This window comes from Longimicrobium sp., assembly GCF_048594345.1.
Lineage (GTDB): Bacteria > Gemmatimonadota > Gemmatimonadetes > Longimicrobiales > Longimicrobiaceae > Longimicrobium.
The window spans coordinates 25658-47933 of record NZ_JBMDXM010000097.1 but is presented as its reverse complement, the minus strand read 5'-3'; the positions used below and the strand labels follow the sequence as shown (position 1 = coordinate 47933).

The window sequence follows — 22276 nt, the reverse complement described above, 5'->3', positions numbered from 1 at the left end:
TCGGGGAGCGTTCGTCATCGCCGCACACCGGAAGGAGGTGGAAAACGGGGCGCGCCGCGCCCCCCCGGGCTCCGGTTCACGCCGGAAAGAGGGAAGTACCAGGACGCACGGCGGGCCTGCGATCACGCCGTGCCACACAGCTACGCCACAACCACTACCGCAAAACGACAATGGAACAGACCATCACCCCCACCGACCGCCGGGCCATCGATGAGCACATCCGCTCGCTCGAGTACGATCCCGCCGTCCTGCTTTCCGTGCAGCGCGAAGGGAGCGTCGAAAAGGCGCCGGCCGCGCGGCGCGAGCGGACCAACAACGCCGTCATCGTCACCACCCGGACGGAGCGCTCGCTGCGCAGGAACCTGTCGGACGTCGTCATCCTGCGCCCCACCGCCGGCGTCATCTACCCCGGTGCCCTGGTGCGCGTGGACCAGCGGCTTCGCGACGGCCAGCCCACCCCCGTATCGCTGCCGCGCGGGCCGATGACCCTGTCCGTGGACCTTCCCGGCCTGCAGAACGGACGTCGCCGGGTAGACGACGTGTCGCACTCCTCGGTGCAGGACACCCTGAACGCCATGCTGGAGGAGTGGAACGCCAACCCCGCGTCGCAGGGATACGTGAACGCGGCGCGGTCCATCGTCAACGTCGAGGCCGCCTTCTCGTCACAGCAGGTGGCGCTGGAGCTGGGCTTCAGCGCCGACTGGGCCGGCGGCGGCGCCTCGGCGCAGCTGGACGCGGGCCACGACCGCAGCAGGACGAGCATCCTGGCGTTCTTCAAGCAGGTCTTCTACACGGTCACCATGGATGCGCCCAACCGCCCGTCGGACGTGTTTGCCCCCGACGTGCCGCTGGAAGAGGTGCGCCGGGCCGTCAGCGCGGCCCACCCGCCGGCGTACATCCGCAGCGTGGACTACGGGCGCATCCTGATGCTGAGGGTGGAGTCGTCGGCCCGCCGCAGCCACGCGAGCCTCAAGGCCAGCTTTCAGCAGATGATGAAGGGCGTGGAGGTGGGCGCCAACGCGGGCGGCGGCTTCTCCGACGAGTTCAGCGACCTCAGCATCACGGCGGTCGCCATCGGCGGCGGCGCGGAAAGCTCGGCGAGCTTTTCCGGGAACGCGCAGGACCTGCACCGGCTTAGCGACTACATCACCCGCGACGCCACCTACCGCCGCGACAACCCCGGCGCCCCCATCTCGTACGTGACGGCTTTCCTCAGGGACAACGAGGTGGCCACCATGGGCTTTACGACGGACTACACGGAGATCGAGCAGCGGGAGCACCCCAACGGCTTTATCCGGCTGCGGCACGCCGGCGGGTACGTGGGCAAGTTCGAGGTCACCTGGCAGGAGCCGGACGAGAACCTGAATTACCAGGACAGGAAGTGGGAGTCGGGAAACAAGACGGCCGGCTTTACCCAGCAGCTGGACCTTCCCGGTGACGCCCGCAACCTGCGCATCCGCGGACTGGCCATGACCGGCCTGGTGTGGGACCCGTGGGGCGAGGCGATCAACGTCACCGAGAGCGGACCCACCAACAAGTGCTACCGGATCACGGGAACCACCCTGAACCGCGGCTGGGACAACCACTGCTGAGGCGGCGTGGCGGCGCCGGGCGGACGCCTGGAAGGTCCGCCCGGCGCCGGACGCCTGTCTCGTCGTCCACGAGCGAGAGGAGTTGTCACATGAGCTTTCAGGACCTGTACACGGATACCAAGAAGACGTCCGCCCTCGGCTTTCATCCCGCCATGGCGGTCACCCAGAACGGAAACTGGGACCCGCAGCTGAATGCCCTGGTTCAGCTCGCCACGCAATTCGGCTTTGGCGGTGACATGGCGGATGCGCGGGACTTTGCCTTCCAGGACATCCCCGGGCTTCCCCTGTGGACCAAAGGGGAAGCGACCGGAATCCACGCCGAAGTGCTGATCATCCGGGCGTGGCTCGCCCAGGAGATCCTTGAAAACCATCAGTCCGTCCATCAGGCGATCGCGGCGCTGCGGGGGCGCGAAATCTACGCCTCGCAACCGGCGTGCTGGTGCTGCGCGCGGCTCATGAGCGACTGGAGAATCGTCTATGACGCGGCGCGGGAGGGCCACAAGCCGCTGACGGGGTGGCGCCATCCGCTGGCCGCACAAACGACCCCGAACACCAAGATCCCGGCCACCGCAAGGCAGATCACGTCCGCGTGGATCGCGCAGCAGGCCCCCTGACCACCCAACGAGCAACAACAGGAGAATCCCGGAATGAGCGCGACTACGCAGGGCTATGTACTCGCCGACCAGAAATGGAAACTGGTCAAGAAGGCAGTGGGAGAAGTGCGCGGGTTGACGAAGTCAAAGGAGAGCCACGCCGAACGGGTGGCCTACGCCGAGCTGTCCGGCCCCAGCGAGGTGTACCTGCTGGTGCAGGACGCGTTTCCCTGCTTCGACCACTGCCACCAGTTCTTCATTCGCGAATCCGAGAAGCACAACATCATCATCAAGGTGACGAAGGACGGCACCTACGACGGGGGGAGCTACGTGCAAGCGAAGCTGCTCCCCGGTCTGGGCACCTACCCGTGCTACCTCTTCTACTTCCGCGGGAACGCCACCGCCAGCGCCGGGCAGCCGGTTCCCCCGAACGGGTTCCCCAAGCACCCGGACCTGACGAACGTGTAGCTCGCGGACGGGGAGGCCCGCGGCGCGCACCCACCGGAACCTAGTGCCCGGGCCACCGGCCGGTTACATTGAACGAGCAAGCCGCCAGGGGTACTTCGCGCGTGCGCGGAGTTGAGACAGTCCCTTGGAACCTGATCCGGTTCACACCGGCGTAGGGAGCGCGGCGTGTCGCACGGACGGAATCCGCATCCGCCGCGCCCTCGAACAGGGCCGGAGGACCGTATTCCGTCCAGGCGCCACCCCGGATCCCCGGCGTGGCGCCTTTTTCGTTGCCTGGCGCCCGGCGGGGTTCGTCTCTCTCCCATCCATCGTGACCCGGATCGTCCCTCTCCCGCAGCAGTCCACGGAGACGCAGATGATCCATCGAGCCCGCCCCGAGCCCCCCGCCACCCCCGCCGCCGACTACGGCGACGCGTTCCCCGCCAGCCGCAAGGTGTACGTCGAAGGGCGCCACGGCATCCGCGTCCCCATGCGCGAGATCGTGCTGAGCGGCGGCGAGCCCCCGCTGCGCGTGTACGATACCAGCGGCCCGGTGGGAACGGACGTACGCCACGGTCTGCGGCCGCTTCGGCTGGACTGGATCCTGGATCGCGGCGACGTGGTGGCGGCCGCACGCACGTACCGGCCGCTCCCCGGCGCGCAGCAGGTGGAGATGCCCGAGGCGCTGCACCGGCCCACGCTGCGGGGTACGGGACCCGTGACGCAGATGCACTACGCGCGGCGCGGCGAGATCACGCCCGAGATGGAGTTCGTGGCCCTGCGCGAGGGGATGGATCCGGAGTTCGTTCGATCGGAGGTGGCCCGCGGCCGCGCCATCATCCCCGCCAACATCAACCACCCGGAGCTGGAGCCGATGATCATCGGCCGCGGCTTCAAGGTGAAGATCAACGCCAACATCGGGAACAGCGCCGTCCGCTCGTCCATCGAGGACGAGGTGGAGAAGCTGCGCTGGGCCACCCTGTGGGGCGCCGACACGGTGATGGACCTGTCTACGGGCAAGAACATCCACGAGACGCGGGAGTGGATCATCCGCAACTCGCCGGTCCCCATCGGCACGGTGCCCATCTACCAGGCGCTGGAGAAAGTCGGCGGCGTGCCGGAGGAGCTGACGTGGGAGCTGTACCGCGACACGCTGATCGAGCAGGCGGAGCAGGGAGTCGATTACTTCACCGTCCACGCCGGCGTCCTCCTTCGCTACGTGCCGATGACGGCCAACCGGCTTACGGGGATCGTCTCGCGCGGCGGATCCATCATCGCCAAGTGGTGCCTGTCGCATCACAAGGAATCGTTCCTGTACACCCACTTCCGCGAGATCTGCGAGATCATGCGGGCGTACGACGTGGCCTTCTCGCTCGGAGACGGGCTGCGGCCGGGCAGCATCTACGACGCCAACGACGAGGCGCAGTTCGCGGAGCTGCGCACCCAGGGCGAGCTGAACCGCATTGCCTGGGAGTTCGACGTGCAGACGATGAACGAGGGTCCCGGCCACGTGCCCATGCACCTGATCAAGGAGAACATGGACAAGCAGCTGGAATGGTGCGACGAGGCGCCGTTCTACACGCTTGGGCCGCTGACGACGGACATCGCGCCGGGGTACGACCACATCACGTCGGCCATCGGCGCGGCGCAGATCGGGTGGCACGGCACGGCCATGCTGTGCTACGTGACGCCCAAGGAGCACCTGGGCCTCCCCAACCGCGACGACGTGAAGGCGGGGGTGATCACCTACAAGATCGCCGCGCACGCCGCGGACCTGGCCAAGGGCCACCCGCGCGCGCAGCAGTGGGACAACGCGCTTTCGAAGGCGCGCTTCGAGTTCCGCTGGCGCGACCAGTTCAACCTGTCGCTGGACCCGGTGACGGCGCTCGCGTACCATGACGAGACGCTGCCCGCCGAGGGTGCCAAGATCGCGCACTTCTGCAGCATGTGCGGCCCCAAGTTCTGCAGCATGAAGATCACCCAGGACGTGCGCGAGTACGCCGCCACGCTGGGGATGGAATCCACCTACGCCATCGAAGCCGGCATGGCGGCCAAGTCCGCCGAGTTCCGCGAGCGCGGCGGCGAGGTGTACCTGCGGACGGATGTCGGGACTGCGGAGGCGGAAGCGGAGGAGACGGTCGCGGCGGATTGATGGTTCTCATCACACTGCCGCGTGCCCAGCACGCGCGTTGACAACGATTCCGTTGGCAATCGACGGCATGTTGGCTGATGACGGCGCGGGGGGCACCGGCCGGTGCCCCCCGCCTTTTTCGCGCATCCGCCCGTTGAAAGGCCGGGCAGCTCTCTTCCGATTCTACATCGTGAGAGCCGACTCCGGGACGGGGGGTCCCGTACGGAGCCGGAACTTTCCATCCTGCCACGTTACGCGCCGGACGAAGATCAACTCCAACACAATGCCTTTCCAGTAGTACAATGCATATCGAAGTATCCCCACTACGACGGCCGCGACGATGAGCCACTGAAAGCCGTACACCAGCCCGGCCGCCGGCGCGCCGATGAAGCTCGCCAGCAGGATCATCCATGCGCCCAGGTTCAGGGCCGGCAGTTGTGTCTCGAAGAAGAATGCACCGTTTGATATGGACCAATCGGTTTGCGCGGGGGACACACCGGTTTCCAGCAGGGTCCGTGCGGCACCGACCCTCGTCAGGTGCTCCAGGGGCGAAAGATCGCGATCCTGGGGGAGCACGGACTCGATCTTTGGAAGCAGGTACCGCCGCTCTTCTTCGTCCAGGAACCCGATCGCGAACTGGTCCGCCTTCATCTCGAAGATCGCCCGCTGGGTCTTCCTCCGCCTCGCGAGCACCGAGCGCACCAGTGAAAGGGCCACCAGGCACATGGCGAACACGAGGAGCGTCGTACGGGTGACGTGCGCGGCGGTGGCCGCCAGTAGAAGTGCCACAAACGGAAGCGTGACGCCCTTCCGCAACGCCGACTGGACGACGAACTCACTGCCCAGGGTGTGCCCCAGCTCGTGATAGAGACAGAAGCGCTCCTCGACCCCGGCATCCCTGGGATCATCTCGCACCAGGACCACACCCTCGATGAACGGGACGTTGAAGACGCCGAGCCCGCCGGGAATCACACCGCTTTCTCCCATGTCGACACGAAAGAACCTGACGTCCTTCAGGTGGTCGTACGGCAGCCCCTGCCGGGCCATGAAGCTGATCAGGCTCGCCTGGTCGATCATCGAAGCGTCGTCGCCACTCAGAATATGGTCCCAGCCGATCCTGGTGTACGTGCAATCCTGAAGGCCGACCACCGTGGCGGCCAACGCGTCCCGGGAGGCCTTCATCGCCGAAACCATCAGCCAGAACCCCATCGTGACATCCCAGACCACGGTCAGGAGGATGAGCCGCACCCCTAAGCCGCTGGGTTCCCACAAGTAGCTCACCACGGAGAGAAAGACCGTGGGCCAAACGACCAGCAACGACCACAGATCCTTCGGAATGACGAAAAGCCAGAGGGTGGCCCAGGTAGTCCGCAGGGCGGAGACGATCCGGGAAGCGGGTTCAGTTGGTCTCACGGGAGGGGCTCCCCTGGCGGTTCGCGGCCAGATGCGAGACGAGCGCCGCGATGAGCCTGTCGAGCGTGGCCGGGTCCACCTGGTCGGCGAGCTCCGCGGGAACCACGAATTCGATCTCATTCCCCACGCTGACGCGGCTTCCTCCTTCAACCCGGTCGATCCGGATCTCCTGGTGAATCTCGCTCGTCTGGTGAAAGTGGATGTTCCACTCCGTCCTGCCGTCCTCCCTCGGATCGAGATTGTTCCGGGTGACGATGAGACAGTGGCTCAGAATGGTGGCCGAACTCGCGAGCAGGGAGAGCGCGACCGTCCAGTCGAGGTTCGACGCCCCGATCATAGGTGCGATCCGCACCTGTCCGCGACGCCTGACGATGTCGTTAAGGTTGGTCTTTCCTACACGCTGGCTCGCCTCGGGAAAGGTGTCCACGAGGATCGAGCGAATCAGCGCGAGCTCTTGGGCTTCATCCATCATGGCCGACGCATTCCTCCGCTGGGGTGCATCACCAATCGTCGGACACCTCTGCCGGATTTCGCAGGTTCCGCTGGCGCGACCGGTTCAACCTGGCGCTGGACCCGGTGACCGCGCTGGCGTACCACGACGAGACGCTGCCCGCCGAGGGCGCCAAGATCGCGCACTTCTGCAGCATGTGCGGCCCCAAGTTCTGCAGCATGAAGATCACCCAGGACGTCCGCGAGTACGCCGCCACGCTGGGGATGGAATCCACCTACGCCATCGAAGCCGGCATGGCGGCCAAGTCCGCCGAGTTCCGCCAGCGTGGCAGCGAGGTGTATTTGCCGGCGGACGTCGTCCACGCGGATGCGGAGGAGACTGTCGCGGCGGATTGACGACTGGCTTTCAATCGGCTGGTGGAACGATCGCGGGGAGCACCGGCTGGTGCTCCCCGCGCGTTTGTGGCCGCTGTCCGGCTCTCCCTCAGGTGCCAATGCCAAAGTCGCGGCGGCGCGACCAGAAGTACACCAGGAACACGGCGTGGAACGCGATGACCAGCAGCGCGCCCGTGCGGACGCTGGCCGCATCCGCTTCCGTCGGCATCAGCATCACGCCGATGCAGGAGAGCACCGCCAGCACCGAGACGCCCGTCGCAAGCCACCATCCCCAGCGGCGAAAGCGCCGCACGCCGCGCGCACAGGCAATCAGCAGCAGCACGACCGCACCGAACGCCAGCGTCACCTGCACGGGCTCCGCCGTCTCGCGGATGCGCGGCTCGCTGGTCAGCGGCAGAACCAGGATCGTCAGCGCCGTGAACGCGAACATCACCACGCCCAGGTAGCACAGGACGATGTAGAGCTTGCCGATTACCCCGTGGCGGCGGCTCCGCCCGTCCGCCGGAAGGCCGGCAGACGCGGCCGCGGCCGGTGCCCCGCAGTGGGGGCAGGCGGCCGCCGTGTCCGACATGGTTCCACCACACTCCCCGCAACGGATCAGCGTCACACGCAACCTCACGGATTCTGGATTTTGACGTGGCGCCGCACCTGCACGGCCCGGCGCCATCACGCGGCAGCGACGGGCCGGCGACCTACCCGAACGGCTGTTCCAGCGGCCGTGGATCGCAAAATCGGGGCAACCTGGCGCAGACGCCGGCAATCCGTTTCATCTGCACCCAGGCCCGCGAACCTCGCGATGTGATACCATTTCTCGCAGTTCGTTGTGCAATCAGAGGAACGACGGAAAAACGTCACGCGGAGGCGCGGAGGAACTGATGAGACGTGGAGGCGTTTTTGGCGTTCCCTCCGCGCCTCTTCTGTTTTCTCCGCGCCTCCGCGTGAAAACCGTTCCCCTCACTGCACATCGAAATCCGAGAGATGGTATGACATCCGCGTCCGCACGTGTGCGACAACGCGCCGTGGAAACATCCTCCGAGTTCCGCTGAGCGCGACCCGGAACGACAGCCGCGGCGCACGGAAAATCGATTCCCGCACGGCACGCAATCGGCCCCGGCGAGTGCTTCGCCGGGGCCGGTTTCATCCGGGGATCGTGCTCCCGAAGCGGCCGCTCCGGGAGCCGTTCCGCGTTGCGGGACAGGCCCGTGCCGTCAGTGCGGGTTGTTCGCGAAGTACGCCTGGATGTCCGCGATCTCCTGCTCGAACAGCGCGGCCCAGGTGCCCACCGCCGACGGATCGGCGAAGGTGATGTCGCGGCTGAACGTGATGACGGTGTGCGTGTTGTCCGCCGCGTCCAGCGTGATCGTCGCCGTGTAGCTCTGCAGGCCGAGCGCCGGATAGACGACGCGGTAGCCGAACACCTTCTCCTGTACGTCCCGCCGGGTGATTTCTTCCACCACCGTTGCGCCCAGCGCCTGGAACGAGTAGCGCGACGGCACACGCGCCAGGTTGCCGCCGTCCAGCCACTGAAAACCGGTCGCCGCGGGAAGGGCGATCTCCAGCAGCTTGCGGATGTCGCCGATCTTGGCCCACGCGGCACCCTCTGGAGCATCCAGCACGGCCGTGCTCACAAAGCGAAAGCCGCCGTCCGGGCGCGGCGTCACGGTAGAGACGGGCGGCTGGGTGGCGCTGTGGGTGGCGGAGATTTCAACGCCCGCGCGCGCGGCCGGGTCCGCGTCGATGGGTGACAGGCAGCCCGCGAGCGTGGCGGCGAGAAGGGACGTGGCAAGGATGGAACGGGTGTAGCGCATGGAGCCTCGGTGAGATTGGTGTTAGGTGCGGAGGCGTGGATGAAAGGATGCCTCCACACAGGCCGACCGATGCACCCACAGAGATTAGCCCCATAGGTACGTAGCCCTCCGCGCGCGCGGTCCGGCCGGCGCTGGCTTCTCGTCTTTCCGACGAGTGCAGGTGGGATGGCGGATGACCGCCAGAAGGTTGGAAGCCGCGGCGCTTCCGGACACGGAAGCGTCACCGGCCGCGCACCGGTTCAATTCGGTTCGTCTGGAGGTCCGGCGGTTCGGCTGCAGCGCGGCGCGGAGTGCGCGGACGCGATCAGATCCCGCCGCGACGCCGGGGCGCGCGACGGTGTGCCGGGTTCAGCTCCGGGACGGAGCCGTCAGCCGAGAGGTGGAGTTCGGAGGCTGGGCGGGGCGTGCGAGCGATACGCCGGAAGGGGGCGCGCCACCAGCGGAGGGGTGTCCGGATGGTCGTCCAGACACTGGCGAACTCGGTGTCGCGGGGCTGCGTGGGGAGAAAGCGGAGCCCGGCCAGTTTGCACGCCGGGCAATGGTTTCGTCGTGGGGGGAAGGCGGACAGCCGGTGTTGCCGTCGCCCGGTGCGTGATAGTGCGACTCGGGGTGCGCCGCCGCCACGTCGCTTCCGCCACCGTGCTGCAGCGCCTCCCCCCGCCTGCCGCCAGCAGCAGGTAGAGGAGCGCGAAAAGCGCGGGAGGGCCGGCGGATGAAAAGCACGCGAGACGCGGTCGAGAACAGCTTCACGACATCCAAAGAAAACAAATTATCATACCATTTCTCGCAGTTCGTCGTACAATCAGAGGAACGACGGAAAAGCATCACGCGGAGGCGTGGAGGAACTGATGAGGCGCGGAGGCGTTTTGGCCGTTCCCTCCGCGCCTCTTCTGTTTTCTCCGCGCCTCCGCGTGAAAATCGTTCCCCTCACGCACATCGAAATCCCGGAGATGGTATCAGAATCGACTAGAAGCTGGGCCCGGCGCACAACCTTACGCGGTCCCCGGAGGCAAGATCAGGCGCAGTTGCGGCAGACGCCGTAGCAGGTAAGCTCGTGGCTTTCGACGATGAAGCCCTGGTCTACCTTGCGGCTCTCCGGCACGCGTACCAGGCACGTCTCCATGTCGTACACCGTCTCGCAGACGCGGCAGTGAAAGTGGTGATGATGGCCCAGCTGGGCGGATTCGTAACGCGTTTCGCCCGACGGCAGGATTACCGTCTGCACCTGGCCGGATTCGCCCAGCAGCTTGATGGTCCGGTAGACGGTGGCGATCCCCAGCCCCGGCACCTGCTGCTGCGCACGCTCGACGATCTCGGGCACCGTGAGCGGGCCCTCGGCTGCACGGATCACCTCGATGATGGTTTCCCTCTGGCGCGTGTTGCGCTCACCCAGTCGTGGTCCGGCGGCCATCGGTCTCTGACGATAAGGAGGAACGGTTTGCCAGGGAGAATATAACACCGGCGGCGGGGTCGCGGAGAGCTCACGAGGCCCGTTCCCGATCCGGCGCCATCCGGCCGCGAAATCCGCGCCGCCCCCATGCTTTCCGCGCCGGCTTTCCCGCTGCCGCGGGGCGGTAGAACCCGCTTGTTCTCGGGCCCCGTCTCCCCTATCCTTCCGGTTCGCCGGAGCGTGGCGCGCGGGAGGATGACCGCGACGCCGCCCGGCGAATCCCCGCCGAAACAATGCACCCGCCGGACCCGGCGCGGTGGAACCCCCCGCACTGCTTCCGCGGCGTCCGCCTGAGCAGCCATGAGCCAGACCGACCTCACGCCCCCCGCCGCCCGCACCGGATCGCCGGACGACGCCGCGCATCTGCACGCGCGCATCGCCGAGCTGGAGCGGCAGCTGGAAGACGCCCGGATCGTGGGCGCCGCGCTCTCGGAGAACGAGCAGCGGTACCGCGCGCTGGTGGAGGCCGATCCCGACGGCGTCGTCATCATCGACTCCAGCTCCACCATCCTGGCGGTGAACCCCGCCATGAGCCGGATCTTTGGCTACCGGCCGGAGCAGATGGTGGGCAAGCCGCTCACGGTGCTTATGCCGCACCGGCTGCGCGAGGGCCACATGCGCGGCACCCGCCGCTACCTGCTGACGGGGGAGCGGAGCATTCCCTGGCAGGGGGTGCAGGTGCCCGCCATGCGGCGCGACGGCACCGAGTTCCCGGTGGAGATCAACTTTGGCGAGTACGTGTCCGATGGGCGCAAGGTGTTCGCCGGCTTCATGACCGACATCACCGAGCGCCGCAAGGCCGAAGAGGCCCTGCGCTTCAAGACCACGCTGCTGCAGGCGCAGAACCACGTGGCCATCGACGGCATCCTGGTCTCGCACGAGAGCCGCGTGCTGAGCATGAACCGGCGCTACGCCGAGATCTTCAACGTGCCGGACGAGCTGCAGGCGCCGGATCGCTGCGTGGAGATGTTCCAGTGGGTGTGCCTGCAGGCCAGGGATCCCCAGGCGTACCACGGCACCATCGAGCGGCTGCGGGGCGACTTTGACACGGTGTACCGCGACGAGGTGCCGCTGGCGGACGGGCGCGTGCTGGACCGCTACTCGTCGCCGCTTCGCAGCGAGGAGGGCGAGGTGTACGGGCGCATCTGGACCGTGCGCGACATTACCGAACGCAAGCAGTTCGAGCAGGCGCTGAAGCAGGCCAAGGAAGCGGCCGAGGCGGCCAACGGGGCCAAGAGCGAGTTCCTGTCGCGGATGAGCCACGAGTTGCGCACGCCCATGAACAGCATCCTGGGCTTTGGCCAGCTGCTGCAGCGGTACGGCCTGCCGCCGGAGCAGTCGCGCAGCGTGGACCACATTCTCAAGGCCGGCCGCCACCTGCTCAACCTGATCAACGAGGTGCTGGAGATCGCCCGTATCGAGGCGAACCAGCAGCAGCTTTCGCTGGAGCCCGTGCACGTGGCCACGCTGCTGAACGAAGCGCTGGCCCTGGTGCGCCCCACGGCCGAGCAGCGCCCGGTGCAGCTGGCCGTGCACGCCCCACACGGCACCGACGCCTACGTCCACGCCGACCAGCAGCGGCTGATGCAGGTGATGCTGAACCTGCTTTCCAACGCCATCAAGTACAACCGCGCCGGGGGAGCCGTGCAGTTCCTCGCGCAGCCAGCCGAGGGAACGGACGGCAAGCCGTTCCTGGCGCTGGGCGTGCGCGACACGGGGCCCGGCATCCCCGCGGATCGGCTGGGCGAGCTGTTTGTCGCGTTCTCGCGGCTGGGGGCCGAGCGCTCCGGGATCGAGGGCACGGGGCTGGGGCTGGCGCTCTCCAGGCGGCTGGTGGAGGTGATGGGCGGGCAGCTGCGCGTGGAAAGCACGGTGGGCGAGGGAAGCACCTTCTGGGTAGAGCTTCCCCTGACGTCCAGCCCGCGCCAGAGCCTGGAGCCCGGCCGGGCGGAGATGCCGCGGCCGGAGCGGGTGGCGCGGCCCGCGCGCACCATCCTGTACGTGGAAGACAACCTGGCCAACCTGGACCTGGTGGAGACCATCCTCTTTGACCGGCCGGAGATCGAGCTGATCCCGGCGCTGCAGGGGCGGCTGGGGCTTCAATTGGCGCGCGAGCACCGGCCCGACCTCATTCTGCTGGACCTGCACCTGCCCGACATCTCCGGCGAGACGGTGCTGCACGAGTTGGGTGACGACGAGCGCACCCGCGACATCCCCGTCCTGGTGATCAGCGCCGACGCCACCACCCGCCGCGTAGACCGCCTGCGCTCCGCCGGCGCGCGCGACTACCTGACCAAGCCCTTTGATGTGGACCAGTTCCTGACCGCCGTGGACGCGGCGCTGGAGGTGTGAGGGTGTTGAAGATGCGTGACGTTTCGACCCTGAGCTGCTGAAAAGGCGTTCCGCCACGAAGACACAGGCACAGGTGGGCGGATAGAAGCGGATCGGGGTGTGCAACGCGAGTCCGTACGGAGGCGAGCCGCGTTGCTCCGGCAGTGGTGAAGTGATAATATGTTAGCGCTACGCCATCGCTTTGATCCGTAAGCAACAACATGTTGCCACTTGACCTTCTCACGCCGGCCGAGATCGCGCGCCTGCTCGCCGGGCGCGTGCGTGCGTTGCGCCTGCAGTGCGGGTGGACGCAGAAGGAGTTGGCCTCACGGTCCGGCCTGACCCTGCCCACCTATCGCCGCTTCGAGCGCACCGGCCGGATTTCTCTGGATCGGCTGTTGAGGGTTGCCGTGGTCCTGAACGCCCGGGCCGGCTTCGAGCAGATCTTTGCGCTTCCCCCCGCGCAGTCGCTCGCCGAGCTGGCGCAGCGCACACAGCACCCCACCCGCAAGCGCGGAAGGCGGGAACGTGCGGACGCTTGAGGTTCGGCTGGACTGGGGAGGCGAGCAGTCCGTCGTCGGCACGCTGGCGGAAGAGGAACGCCGCATCTACTTCGAATACGATGCGGCGTTCCTGAAATCGCCCCTCCCCCTCTCTCCCTTCAAGCTTCCGGCGAGAGCCGGGCTCATCGAGCACGTGGACCGGGAGTTCGGGCGCCTCTTTGGCGCGTTCGACGATTCGCTGCCGGACAGCTGGGGGCTGCTGCTCATGGACCGCGAGTTCAAACGGCAGGGGCTCGCCATCGCCAGCATCTCACCCCTGGATCGCCTGGCGTACATCGGGACACGGGGGATGGGCGCGCTGACCTACCATCCGCCCGATCCCGACGCGCAAACCGGGCCGCTGGAGGTGGATCTGGGTGTGCTGGCGCGCGAAGCCGAACGGGTGCTGGAAGGAAGCGCGGACGATGTGCTCCCCGCACTCCGCATCGCGGGCGGCTCTCCGGGAGGCGCACGTCCCAAGGTGCTGGTCGGCGTGCGAGACGATGGGCGCATGATCGCGGGCACGGCCGAGTTGCCGGACGATTATCGGCACTTCATCGTGAAGTTCACGGCGGGGGAAGACAGCCCGCACGCCGGTGCCGTGGAGGCGGCGTATGCGCTGATGGCCGCGGCGGCGGGTCTCCAGATGCCCTACACGCGCCTGTTCGAGACGCCGGACGGGGGCCGGTACTTTGGTGCGGAACGGTTCGACCGGCGCGGGAAAGCCCGCTTTCACATGCACAGCCTGGGCGGCCTGTTCCACGCAAGCCACCGCGTTTCATCCATGGATTACGAGGGCTTTCTGCGGACCACGCGAGCCCTCACCCGGGATCAGCGGCAGGTGGAGAAGGCGTTCCGGCGCATGGCGTTCAACGTGGTGGCGCACAACCGCGACGATCACGTGAAAAACTTCTCCTTTCTCATGGAGCGCACGGGAGAATGGAAGCTGGCGCCGGCGTACGACCTGATCTTTTCCGAAGGGCCCGGACGCCAGCATACCATGGACGTCGCAGGTGAGGCGGAGCGTCCCGGCGACCGCCACATGCTGCGCGTCGCGGAGTTGTGCGACGTGGATGCTCGCATTGCGCAGGGGATCATCGCGCAGGTGCGCGGCGCGGTGGCGGAGTGGCCGCGGTTCGCGACTACCACCGGCGTGCCGGCGGAATCCGCACAGCAGATCCGGCGTCTTCTCAACACGCGTGCCGGATAAGGACGTGGCCGACTTCCTTTTATCCTGGAGAATGGCTCACCCGGGTCTGCGAGAAACAAGAGATGACTCGGGATCATACCAAATCCCGCAAAACGCCTCACCTCACATCGGACTACAGGAAACTGAGGTCAGAATACAGAGGAACAGAGAACAGCCAGAGGAACAGAGGAGGAACGCCGATCATCTCTGTTCCTCTGGCTGTTCTCCGTCCCTCTGTACCTTCCGATGTTGTTTTCCGGATTCGGGATCACAGGTAGCTCAGCCACCACTCGTTGCGCCGCTGCTTTACGCCCGCGAACCAGCGGCAGAGGGGATACAGCAACGCCACGCCCGCGATCCAGCACAGGTAGGTGGCGGCCAGGCTGAATCCGGCGCCGGGCTGCGGCGGGGTAAAGCCGGGCATGCCGAAGAAGTGGCTCGTGGGCTTGCCCGCGGCCAGCGAGAGCAGCAGGCCAAAGCCGTGGGCCACCACCCATTGCAGCACGTAGAAAAACAGCGGCACGCGGCCAAAGGTCACCAGCACCCTTCCCACCGGGCCCCGGCGCGTCGTCTCCACCCACGCGAGGATCAGCAGCGCCGGCCCCAGCGTCATCAGCACGAATAGCAGCGACGGCGGATACTTCTGCGTGTTGATGAACGACAGCGCCGTGAAGGCCGCGTTCTTCTGCGCCGACCATGGGAACGGGTTCCCGTACAGGTTCGTCAGGCGCAACAGGATGAAGGCGGCGACCATCCCAAGGCCCAGCCGCACCAGCAGGCGCCGCCGCCGCTCCGCATCCCACCCGTACACCTGGCCCAGCGCGTATCCGCACAGCAGCACCCCGATCCACGGGAGCACCGGATACAGCACCAGCAGCCGCGCCCCAAACACCTGGACAAACCCCGGCTGGTGCAGCACCATCCACAGCGTGCCGGCCGCGTCCGGGTCTGGCCCGACGGCCAGCGGATCGGTCAGGTTGTGCAGCGCCACGATCGCGATCCCGATCGCCGCGATCCACCGCGTGCGCAGGTGGATGAGCGCCGCCAGCACCATCATCCCCACCCCGATCGCCCAGATTACCTGCAGCATCCCAGGAAACGCCGCGTAGTCCAGGTCGAACGTGATCACAAAGCGGACGACGGTGAACTCCAGGACGATGAGCCACGTGCCGCGCGTCAGCAGAAATCGCGAGATCTCCCGCTTCGGCTTGCCGCGCGCCAGTTGCAGCGCCACGCCCGTGCCCGCCAGGAACACGAACGCCGGCGCGCAAAAGTGCGTGGCCCAGCGGGTGAAGAAGAGGACGACAGTGGTGCGCGAAAGGTCGGTGGGATCAAAGAGCAGCCCGTCGCGGTGCACGTACTCGCGCGTGTGGTCCAGCAGCATCAGCACCATCACGGCGCCGCGCAGCAGGTCCACGCTGTCGATCCGCGTCCGGCGCGCGGGGGCAGCCGCGGCGGCGGGGGCGGCCAGCGGCCCGGGGATCATGGTTTCGGTCGCCATGCGGATGATGTGGGGATGCGGGCGGGCGCGCGGCGGGAGGATCCGGATGCCGATTCGGGCAGGTCGCCGTGATGAATGATGTGCGACGCGGGCGCGGCCGTGGTTTGCCCTTTGTACCGATGTTGTAATGGATTGATGAGGGACCGCGGGCTTCCCGCTCGATCTTTCCGCGTCAGAGGATGTTGCCGAACCTCGAACCACGAACCGAAGCGGTGTCATCCTGAGGGAGCGCACCACGTGCAACGAGAAGTCAAGGAACAGCTTGCGCGCGACCGAAGGACCTTCTTTCCGCTCGCGAGGGGCATGCTACACGCCCCGAATCTAGCCCCACGGTTCTGCTGGCAAGATCCTTCACTCGGCGCCGAAGTATGTGGTACAAGCAAGATACAACACGGCGCCTTCCTCAGGATGACTGATCACGGGGAGGGGCTAGCACCGCTCTCTCAGGCGACCACGGCTCCGGGCCGCTCCGCCTGCGCGAGCCGGGAAGCGTCCGCCGCGGCCCGGACGAATGCGGTGACGATCGGCGGAACCTCGCCGCGCAGCGCGGCCCGCTCCGGCTGAAAGAGCGTGGCGACAAAGAACGGATGCCCATCCAGTTCCACCGCGCGCACGTCTCCCGCTTCGTCCTCCGCGGCGACGCGCAGGGGGCCGGCGGTAAGCGCGTCGCGGAACGCCGGGTTCAGGCCGTAGCGGCAGCGGTAGCCCTCCACCGCCTCGTCCGCGCCGTACGCCGCCCGCAGACGCGAATCCGGCCAAAAGCGCACGCCACCCTGCGCCTCCACCAGCGCGCACGCCAGCGGCGTCACTACCAGCAGCGTGGCGTCGGGGCTGGTTTCCGCGTGTTCGGCGTCTGCCCAGCCCAGCACCGAGCGGGCGTACTCCAGCACCGCGTGCTGAAATCCGCCGCACGTGCCCAGGAACGGACGCCCCTGCTCGCGGGCAAAGCGGATCGCGCGCAGGGCGCCGTCCGTGCTGCGGTACGGGCTGGCGGGCACGCACCAGAGCGCGTCGTACGCCGAGATGCGCGCATCGTCCGTGATCTGCTCCGTGGCTACCCACTCGTGCGCGACCGCGACGCCCGCGGCCTGCGCGGCGAGGGCCAGGGCGCGCGGAATGGCATGGTGCGCGGGAACGGCCGGGTCGTGGTCGCCGATCAGGCCGACGCGGATCTCGATGGGCACGCTCTCCTCCCGAACAGGATCGATGGATTCGCTCACGGATAGAGCAGGAAGCGCTTGCGGCTTTCCGCGAACGCCGCGGCCTCGCGGTCCCACTCTTCCAGCAGCGCGGGGAGCGTACCGCCCTCGATCGCCAGCCGCACCCTGTCCGAGCCCGTGAGCCGGTCGATGGTCCGCGTCCAGGCGAAATCAGCGGGATGCTGCCGGCGGATCTCGTTGATCAACAGCAGCGAGGTGCGCACGGGCCGGTACGCCTGCCGGTCGGTGACGACGAAGCGGATGGCGGGGATCGTCTGCCCCGGAAACTTGGCGGCGGTGGGTAGCACGGGCATGGTGATGGCTTCGAAGCGGATTCCCGGCAGCCCGCGCGCGTTCATCGCCGCGGCGACCTGCGGCGCATCCAGCCAGGGCGCGCCGACCTGCTCGAACGGGCGGTCCGTGCCCCGGCCCTCGGTGATGTTGGTGCCTTCGAAGTAGACCGATCCCGGATAGCTGGTGAGCGCCGCCAGCGAGCGCAGGTTGGGCGACGGGTTCACCCAGGGAAGGCCGGTCTCGTCCTGCCACTGCCCGCGCCGCCAGTGGGCCACCCGCGCCACGATCAATTCCACACCGATCCCGTGCTCCTGGTTGAACATCGTGGCCAGCTCGCCCACCGTCATCCCGTGGCGCGCGGGGATCGGGTACATCCCCACGAACGACGTAAAGCGGGGATCGAGCAGCGCCCCTTCCACGATCTCACCACCGATCGGGTTGGGCCGGTCCAGCACCACGAACGGAATCCCCTTTCGCGCGGCGGCCTGCATCGACAGCGCCATGGTGGATACGTACGTCCAGGTGCGGCCGCCCACCTCCTGAAGGTCGTAGATCAGCACGTCCACGTCCCGCAGCATCTCCGGCGTGGGGCCGCGGTCCTCGGACTGGTACAGCGAGTGGACGGGGACGCCCGTGCCTGCGTCCGTCTCGTCCTGAATGTGCTCGCCGGCCTCGACGTTGCCGCGGATTCCGTGCTCCGGCGCCAGCAGCGCCACCAGCCGCAGGTGGGGGTGCCGCGCGATCAGGTCGATGTCGGGCGTCCGCGCGCGGTCGATCCCCGTGTTGTTGGTGATGAGGCCCACCCGCTTGCCCCGCAGCGCCGCGGGCACGTCGGCCAGAAACGTCTCGATGCCGGGGAGCACCGCCCCCGCTTCTTCACGCGCCGTCGTTCCCGCGGACCGCGGAGGCACGGGATCCGGCGTTTGCGTGCACGAGGCCAGCAGCAACAGGGCGGAAAGCAGCGTCTTCATCGTCTCTCGCGTGCGTGCGGAAAGGGCATGGACGACGATACCAGCACCGGCACGCGGGCGGAACCCCCGGCGCCCCGCGGTTGCTGCCGGCGCGGACAGCATCTCTATTGCGTCAGGCGTCCGGCCCCACCCCGTCGCAAGGATTCTCAATGCTCCACGCCCTACGCCAGCCGCGGCTCGCGGTGGCTCTTCTCGCCGCCCTCGCCGCCGGCGTTTCCGCCACAGCACACGCGCAGTCGCTCGCTCCGGTCGACACGTCGCGGGTACGGATCGTCTCCATTCCCGGCTCGCTCCCTGCCCCGCGCAACGCCGTCGTGGTGCTCCCCGCCGGCTACCATGCGGCGGCGCGCCGCTATCCCGTGCTCTACCTGCTGCACGGGCACGACGGCGGGCACCGCAACTGGCTGGATCGCACCAATCTCCTGGTCCACACCGCGCGGCTCCCCCTCATCGTCGTCCTGCCCGATGCGGGGAACTCGTGGTACACCAACAGCGCCGCCCGTCCGGAGGAGAAGTTCGAGGAGTACGTGGCGCGGGAGATCCCCGCCTACATCGACCTGCACTTTCGGACGCTGACGTACCGGGAGGCGCGCTACGTGGGGGGCCTGAGCATGGGCGGCTACGGCGCGCTCAAACTGGGGCTGAAGTATCCGGGCCGCTTTTCACTCGTCGGCAGCTTCTCGGCCGCCCCGCTGGCGGCGGCGGACACGGGCTACGCCTCCGTGATGGACGCATTCGGACCCGTCGGCGGCACCGCACGGGCGGAGAACGACCTGGTGGCGCTGGCGGACGCCGCGAACGTCGCCAATGCGCCGTACTTCTACATCGACACCGGCACCGCGGACCGTCTGACCGCCGGCAACCGCACGCTGGTGCAGGCGATGCAGGCGCGCGGCCTGGCGTACGAGTACCACGAGGTGCCCGGTGCCCACACCTGGGAGTTCTGGGATCGCCGCCTCCCCGTCTTCCTGCGCTTGGTCGAAGAGCGCATCACCCGGCTTCCCGGTGCTGATGCTGGTGGAGCGTGGTGAAGTCGGCGCTCAAAACCAGAATCGGTACGCCTCCTTTGCCTTGCCGTCGCTCACGTCTGGACGGCAGGGATTCGCGAGCACATCACCACTCTTGTTGCTGAGAAAGCTCAACTTTAGTATTATTTCTAATACAAACACGTTTGTATTCAATCGTGTTTGTATTCCTCACGATGCTCTCCCGGCGTGCTGATGCGAGATCCGGATGCGATAGTAGACCGCGAGGCTGAACAGCAGCATTTGCGCGACCTGCTGGCGGCGGGCGAGCAGAAGCTCGTGCTGATGTATGGCCGCCGCCGCGTGGGCAAAACGTACCTGCTGGGACGCGCTTGGGGAAACAAAAATCCCAGCTTCTATTTTACCGCCGCAGAAACCACCCCCACGCAGAATCGCGAGGCACTGATCGCCGCCCTGGCGGAGTGGTCCGGTGAGGAAATTCACGCGGAAGACTATCCTACCTGGCGCAGCGTCTTTCGGCTGCTGCTGGATTTCCGCTCGCCGGAACCGCTGGTCATCACTCTCGACGAATTTCAGTACCTGGGGGAGAACCCTCGGGAACTGAACACCGTCGCCTCGGAACTCAACGCCGCCTGGGAGATGCGCCGCCCGCGGCGCCCGTTCGTGCTGGTGCTGGCCGGCTCGGCCGTGCGAACCCTGGAGGCACTGAACGAGGGAGGCTCACCACTCTACGGGCGCTTCGCATGGCAGTGCCAGCTGCGTCCGTTCAACTACTGGCATGCGGGGGAACTCGCCGGATACACCGATCTGCGGGAGCGGGCGTACGCGTACGGCGTCTTTGGCGGCACGCCGCGCTATCTGACCCCCGTGGACCCGCGGCGCACGGTGGCGCAAAACGCGGTGGCCCTCATGCTGAACCCCGCCGGCGAGGTTCGCGAGCTCGTGCAGACCGCTCTGCTCCAGGAGCAGGGGCTGCGGGAGATCCAGAAATACGTAGCAATCCTGCGGGCCGTGGGAAAAGGCCGCACGGAGCTCAACGAGATCGCGCAGGGCGCCGGGCTGGAATCCGACACGGCACTTCGCGACAAGCTGGACCGGCTGATGGCGCTGGACTACGTGCGGTCAGGGCGCAACCTGGGAGCCAAGGCCAAGGAACCGTTCCGCTACCGTGTGGCCGACCCGGCCTTTCGCTTCTACTACGAGTTTGTGGCACCGCTGGAGAGCGCACTGGCTACGCAGAACGCGGGTGCGGTGTGGGAGCAGCACGTGGCTCCCAATCTGGACTCGTACATGGGCCTGATCTTCGAGAGCATGGTCGAAGAGGCGTACTACCGGCTGCAGGCGCCCTTGAACCTTCCGCTGGTTCGGGAATGGGGCCGCTGGGAAGGCGTGGACCGCCATCGAGAGCCGCTGGAGATCGACATCGCGAGCACGCTGCTGGACGGGCGGGTGCTCACGGGAGCCATCAAGTGGTACAAGAAGCCGGTGGATGTCGACGTACACACGCGCCATCTGGAGATGCTGGGCCGGCTGTCGCAGTCGGGCGTGGGCTGGGCACACGCGGCCTCTGCCTCGGAATCGCCGCTGCTGTACGTGGCCGCGTCCGGATTCACCGACCGGTTCGCCGAAGCCGCACGTGCGTCCCGCGAAGAGGTGTACCTGTGGACGCTCAAGGACGTCTTTCAACCGGCATCCTGAAGTCCGACACGCACCGACCTGAGCAATACAATCGTGTTTGTATACAAACACGATTGTATTGCTTCGCATACACAGGCTGTTATCCAGAATGATAGAAGCAGCGCGGGGAGCACCGGCCGGTGCCCCCATCAGATTCTCAGTTCCATCCAAAGACAGGTGGCAGCGCGCTGATGCTACGCCCGCGGGCGCGACGATCAGCCAGTCCGGGCTGACGCCTCCTTCGAAATGACAAATCGCGGCGCGCGAACCTCCACAGACGCGGCGGCGCTCATCATCACGAGCCCGCCGCGTCCTGGACACACGGCTACGGCTTCGGCGGGTTCTGGGCAGGGTCGGCGTGGCGAAAGTCGCGGGGGTCGCCTTCGGGGGGAAGGCTGCCGGTGCGGCGCGCGTGCTTCACCACCTCGATGGAGATGGCGCGCAGCAGACCGGCCTCGCGCGCGTCCGGGTCCGCGCGGCGCACCACCTCGCGCAGGGTGCGCATCACCGACTCCGCCTGGCGGCTCTTGAAAAAGTCCACGGTCCACAGCGCCGACTCCGCGTCTTCGAACAGCTTCTCAAGCAGCTCGATGCGCGCGGGGGGCGCCTCGCGGCGCGGCGGGCGAAACGCCTGGTCGCGGCCCTGGGCCTCCATCCACAACTCGTACGCCATCACCAGCACCGCCTGCGCCAGGTTGAGCGACGCGTGCTGGCTGGTGGGGATGATGCAAGTGCGGTGGCACAGGTCCAGCGCCTCGTTGCTGAGCCCCTTGTCCTCGCGGCCAAACAGCAGCGCCACCGGCCCCGTCTCACCCGCCACGGCCTCAGCCCCGCGCGACAGGAGCTCCGGCGCCAGCGATCGCGGCCGGGCCACGGCGCGCTTGGCCCGGCGGGAGCGCGCCGTCATCCCCACCACGTACGAGCAGTCGCCCAGCGCGGAAAGCAGCGAATCGTGCGTCTCGATGCGCTGCACGATGTCTTCGGTGTCGTGCGCGATCCCCTCGATGCGGTGCGGATCGTACTTCACGGGCTCGATCAGCCGCAGCCGCGACAGGCCAAAGTTCTTCATCGCCCGCACGGTGCCGGCGATGTTCACGTAGTCCTGCGTCTGCCACAGGACCACGACGATTCCCTCCAGCGCTGCCCGCGCCGCGCTGTCGGCGGCGTCCTCGGCCGCCTGGTCCATCCCGCCCGCTTCGTCCGTCTGGCTCACGTGTCTTCCATCCGTGGGATGATCGGTGCGATGCATCTGCGCCGGAAGTGCGCGAGGCATCCACCCCGCCTGGAATGAATGCCTCGTCGCGGC

The 22276-nt window shown here is 67.3% G+C and carries 18 protein-coding genes, 1 pseudogene and 1 riboswitch; of the genes and pseudogenes, 10 read left to right on the top strand and 9 right to left on the bottom strand.

Translation table 11 applies throughout. The annotated features are described in order from the left end of the window. The first annotated feature begins 170 nt into the window (after positions 1 to 170). The 4 genes from ACOJUJ_RS10560 to thiC all read left to right on the top strand — a co-directional run bounded on the left by ACOJUJ_RS10560 (position 171) and on the right by thiC (position 4784). Entirely contained in the window at positions 171 to 1592 is a 1422-nt protein-coding gene (locus ACOJUJ_RS10560; protein ID WP_420126834.1) for a thiol-activated cytolysin family protein, read from the top strand. Between the two features lie 89 nt (positions 1593 to 1681). Next, the gene (locus ACOJUJ_RS10555) at positions 1682 to 2206 is read left to right on the top strand and encodes a hypothetical protein (protein ID WP_420126833.1); all 525 of its coding nucleotides are present in this window, start codon (positions 1682 to 1684) and stop codon (positions 2204 to 2206) included. Positions 2207 to 2320: 114 nt separating this feature from the next. Further along, positions 2321 to 2653, top strand: a complete 333-nt coding sequence (locus tag ACOJUJ_RS10550) for a hypothetical protein (protein ID WP_420126832.1) — start codon at positions 2321 to 2323, stop codon at positions 2651 to 2653. Positions 2654 to 2729: 76 nt separating this feature from the next. After that, positions 2730 to 2829: riboswitch (TPP riboswitch) on the top strand. A 179-nt stretch (positions 2830 to 3008) separates the two neighbouring features. Continuing rightward, positions 3009 to 4784 (top strand): phosphomethylpyrimidine synthase ThiC, encoded by a 1776-nt coding sequence (thiC, locus tag ACOJUJ_RS10545; protein ID WP_420126831.1) that lies wholly within the window; start codon positions 3009 to 3011, stop codon positions 4782 to 4784. A gap of 162 nt (positions 4785 to 4946) precedes the next feature. Here the strand turns inward: thiC and ACOJUJ_RS10540 are convergent, their stop codons facing one another. Next, positions 4947 to 6176: a M48 family metalloprotease gene (locus tag ACOJUJ_RS10540; protein ID WP_420126830.1), complete on the bottom strand. Its 1230-nt coding sequence runs from the start codon at positions 6174 to 6176 to the stop codon at positions 4947 to 4949. Then, positions 6163 to 6648: a hypothetical protein gene (locus ACOJUJ_RS10535; RefSeq protein WP_420126829.1), complete on the bottom strand. Its 486-nt coding sequence runs from the start codon at positions 6646 to 6648 to the stop codon at positions 6163 to 6165. The genes ACOJUJ_RS10540 and ACOJUJ_RS10535 overlap by 14 nt, the downstream gene beginning before the upstream one ends. Positions 6649 to 6674: 26 nt before the next feature. On the opposite strand from ACOJUJ_RS10535, the pseudogene ACOJUJ_RS10530 reads away from it, so the two are divergent. Next, positions 6675 to 7022: pseudogene (locus ACOJUJ_RS10530) on the top strand (phosphomethylpyrimidine synthase ThiC); the annotation flags it as partial. A gap of 88 nt (positions 7023 to 7110) precedes the next feature. On the opposite strand, the gene ACOJUJ_RS10525 reads toward ACOJUJ_RS10530, so the two are convergent. The 3 genes from ACOJUJ_RS10525 to ACOJUJ_RS10515 form a co-directional block, all read right to left on the bottom strand. Beyond that, entirely contained in the window at positions 7111 to 7593 is a 483-nt protein-coding gene (locus ACOJUJ_RS10525; protein WP_420126828.1) for a hypothetical protein, read from the bottom strand. A 637-nt stretch (positions 7594 to 8230) separates the two neighbouring features. Further along, positions 8231 to 8830 carry an SRPBCC family protein gene (locus ACOJUJ_RS10520; protein WP_420126827.1) on the bottom strand — a complete coding sequence of 200 codons (600 nt, stop codon included), beginning with the start codon at positions 8828 to 8830 and terminating at the stop codon, positions 8231 to 8233. Between the two features lie 1015 nt (positions 8831 to 9845). Continuing rightward, a complete protein-coding gene (locus ACOJUJ_RS10515) occupies positions 9846 to 10241 on the bottom strand; it encodes a Fur family transcriptional regulator (RefSeq protein ID WP_420126826.1) in 396 nt (131 codons plus the stop codon). Positions 10242 to 10580: 339 nt separating this feature from the next. Between ACOJUJ_RS10515 and ACOJUJ_RS10510 the strand changes: the two genes are divergently transcribed. From ACOJUJ_RS10510 to ACOJUJ_RS10500, 3 genes are all read left to right on the top strand, one after another. After that, the gene (locus ACOJUJ_RS10510; RefSeq protein WP_420126825.1) at positions 10581 to 12632 is read left to right on the top strand and encodes a PAS domain S-box protein; all 2052 of its coding nucleotides are present in this window, start codon (positions 10581 to 10583) and stop codon (positions 12630 to 12632) included. 200 nt (positions 12633 to 12832) lie between these two features. Then, on the top strand, positions 12833 to 13153 hold the full coding sequence (locus tag ACOJUJ_RS10505; RefSeq protein WP_420126824.1) for a helix-turn-helix domain-containing protein: 321 nt from the start codon (positions 12833 to 12835) through the stop codon (positions 13151 to 13153). Beyond that, positions 13140 to 14363, top strand: coding sequence for a type II toxin-antitoxin system HipA family toxin (locus ACOJUJ_RS10500; protein WP_420126823.1), 1224 nt, complete (start codon positions 13140 to 13142; stop codon positions 14361 to 14363). The genes ACOJUJ_RS10505 and ACOJUJ_RS10500 overlap by 14 nt, the downstream gene beginning before the upstream one ends. A gap of 247 nt (positions 14364 to 14610) precedes the next feature. On the opposite strand, the gene ACOJUJ_RS10495 is transcribed toward ACOJUJ_RS10500, so the two are convergent. From ACOJUJ_RS10495 to ACOJUJ_RS10485, 3 genes are all read right to left on the bottom strand, one after another. After that, positions 14611 to 15843 (bottom strand): DUF1624 domain-containing protein, encoded by a 1233-nt coding sequence (locus ACOJUJ_RS10495; protein WP_420126822.1) that lies wholly within the window; start codon positions 15841 to 15843, stop codon positions 14611 to 14613. Positions 15844 to 16286: 443 nt separating this feature from the next. Next, on the bottom strand, positions 16287 to 17063 hold the full coding sequence (locus ACOJUJ_RS10490; protein WP_420126821.1) for a CTP synthase: 777 nt from the start codon (positions 17061 to 17063) through the stop codon (positions 16287 to 16289). Continuing rightward, positions 17060 to 18307 (bottom strand): exo-beta-N-acetylmuramidase NamZ domain-containing protein, encoded by a 1248-nt coding sequence (locus ACOJUJ_RS10485; protein ID WP_420126820.1) that lies wholly within the window; start codon positions 18305 to 18307, stop codon positions 17060 to 17062. The genes ACOJUJ_RS10490 and ACOJUJ_RS10485 overlap by 4 nt, the downstream gene beginning before the upstream one ends. A gap of 149 nt (positions 18308 to 18456) precedes the next feature. Here ACOJUJ_RS10485 and ACOJUJ_RS10480 point away from each other — a divergent pair, with 149 nt between their 5' ends. After that, on the top strand, positions 18457 to 19338 hold the full coding sequence (locus ACOJUJ_RS10480; RefSeq protein ID WP_420126819.1) for an alpha/beta hydrolase: 882 nt from the start codon (positions 18457 to 18459) through the stop codon (positions 19336 to 19338). Positions 19339 to 19527: 189 nt separating this feature from the next. After that, entirely contained in the window at positions 19528 to 20991 is a 1464-nt protein-coding gene (locus ACOJUJ_RS10475; protein WP_420126818.1) for an ATP-binding protein, read from the top strand. Between the two features lie 304 nt (positions 20992 to 21295). Here the strand turns inward: ACOJUJ_RS10475 and ACOJUJ_RS10470 are convergent, their stop codons facing one another. Next, positions 21296 to 22183 carry an RNA methyltransferase gene (locus ACOJUJ_RS10470; RefSeq protein WP_420126817.1) on the bottom strand — a complete coding sequence of 296 codons (888 nt, stop codon included), beginning with the start codon at positions 22181 to 22183 and terminating at the stop codon, positions 21296 to 21298. Positions 22184 to 22276 lie beyond the last annotated feature (93 nt).

Excerpts from the sequence above, each read along its gene's own strand:
- ACOJUJ_RS10560 (WP_420126834.1), top strand. The coding sequence starts at position 171 with ATGGAACAGACCATCACCCCCACCGACCGCCGGGCCATCGATGAGCAC.
- ACOJUJ_RS10555 (WP_420126833.1), top strand. The coding sequence starts at position 1,682 with ATGAGCTTTCAGGACCTGTACACGGATACCAAGAAGACGTCCGCCCTC.
- thiC (WP_420126831.1), top strand. The coding sequence starts at position 3,009 with ATGATCCATCGAGCCCGCCCCGAGCCCCCCGCCACCCCCGCCGCCGAC.
- ACOJUJ_RS10535 (WP_420126829.1), bottom strand. The coding sequence starts at position 6,648 with ATGATGGATGAAGCCCAAGAGCTCGCGCTGATTCGCTCGATCCTCGTG.
- ACOJUJ_RS10525 (WP_420126828.1), bottom strand. The coding sequence starts at position 7,593 with ATGTCGGACACGGCGGCCGCCTGCCCCCACTGCGGGGCACCGGCCGCG.
- ACOJUJ_RS10520 (WP_420126827.1), bottom strand. The coding sequence starts at position 8,830 with ATGCGCTACACCCGTTCCATCCTTGCCACGTCCCTTCTCGCCGCCACG.
- ACOJUJ_RS10515 (WP_420126826.1), bottom strand. The coding sequence starts at position 10,241 with ATGGCCGCCGGACCACGACTGGGTGAGCGCAACACGCGCCAGAGGGAA.
- ACOJUJ_RS10510 (WP_420126825.1), top strand. The coding sequence starts at position 10,581 with ATGAGCCAGACCGACCTCACGCCCCCCGCCGCCCGCACCGGATCGCCG.
- ACOJUJ_RS10505 (WP_420126824.1), top strand. The coding sequence starts at position 12,833 with ATGTTGCCACTTGACCTTCTCACGCCGGCCGAGATCGCGCGCCTGCTC.
- ACOJUJ_RS10495 (WP_420126822.1), bottom strand. The coding sequence starts at position 15,843 with ATGGCGACCGAAACCATGATCCCCGGGCCGCTGGCCGCCCCCGCCGCC.
- ACOJUJ_RS10485 (WP_420126820.1), bottom strand. The coding sequence starts at position 18,307 with ATGAAGACGCTGCTTTCCGCCCTGTTGCTGCTGGCCTCGTGCACGCAA.
- ACOJUJ_RS10480 (WP_420126819.1), top strand. The coding sequence starts at position 18,457 with ATGCTCCACGCCCTACGCCAGCCGCGGCTCGCGGTGGCTCTTCTCGCC.
- ACOJUJ_RS10475 (WP_420126818.1), top strand. The coding sequence starts at position 19,528 with ATGCGAGATCCGGATGCGATAGTAGACCGCGAGGCTGAACAGCAGCAT.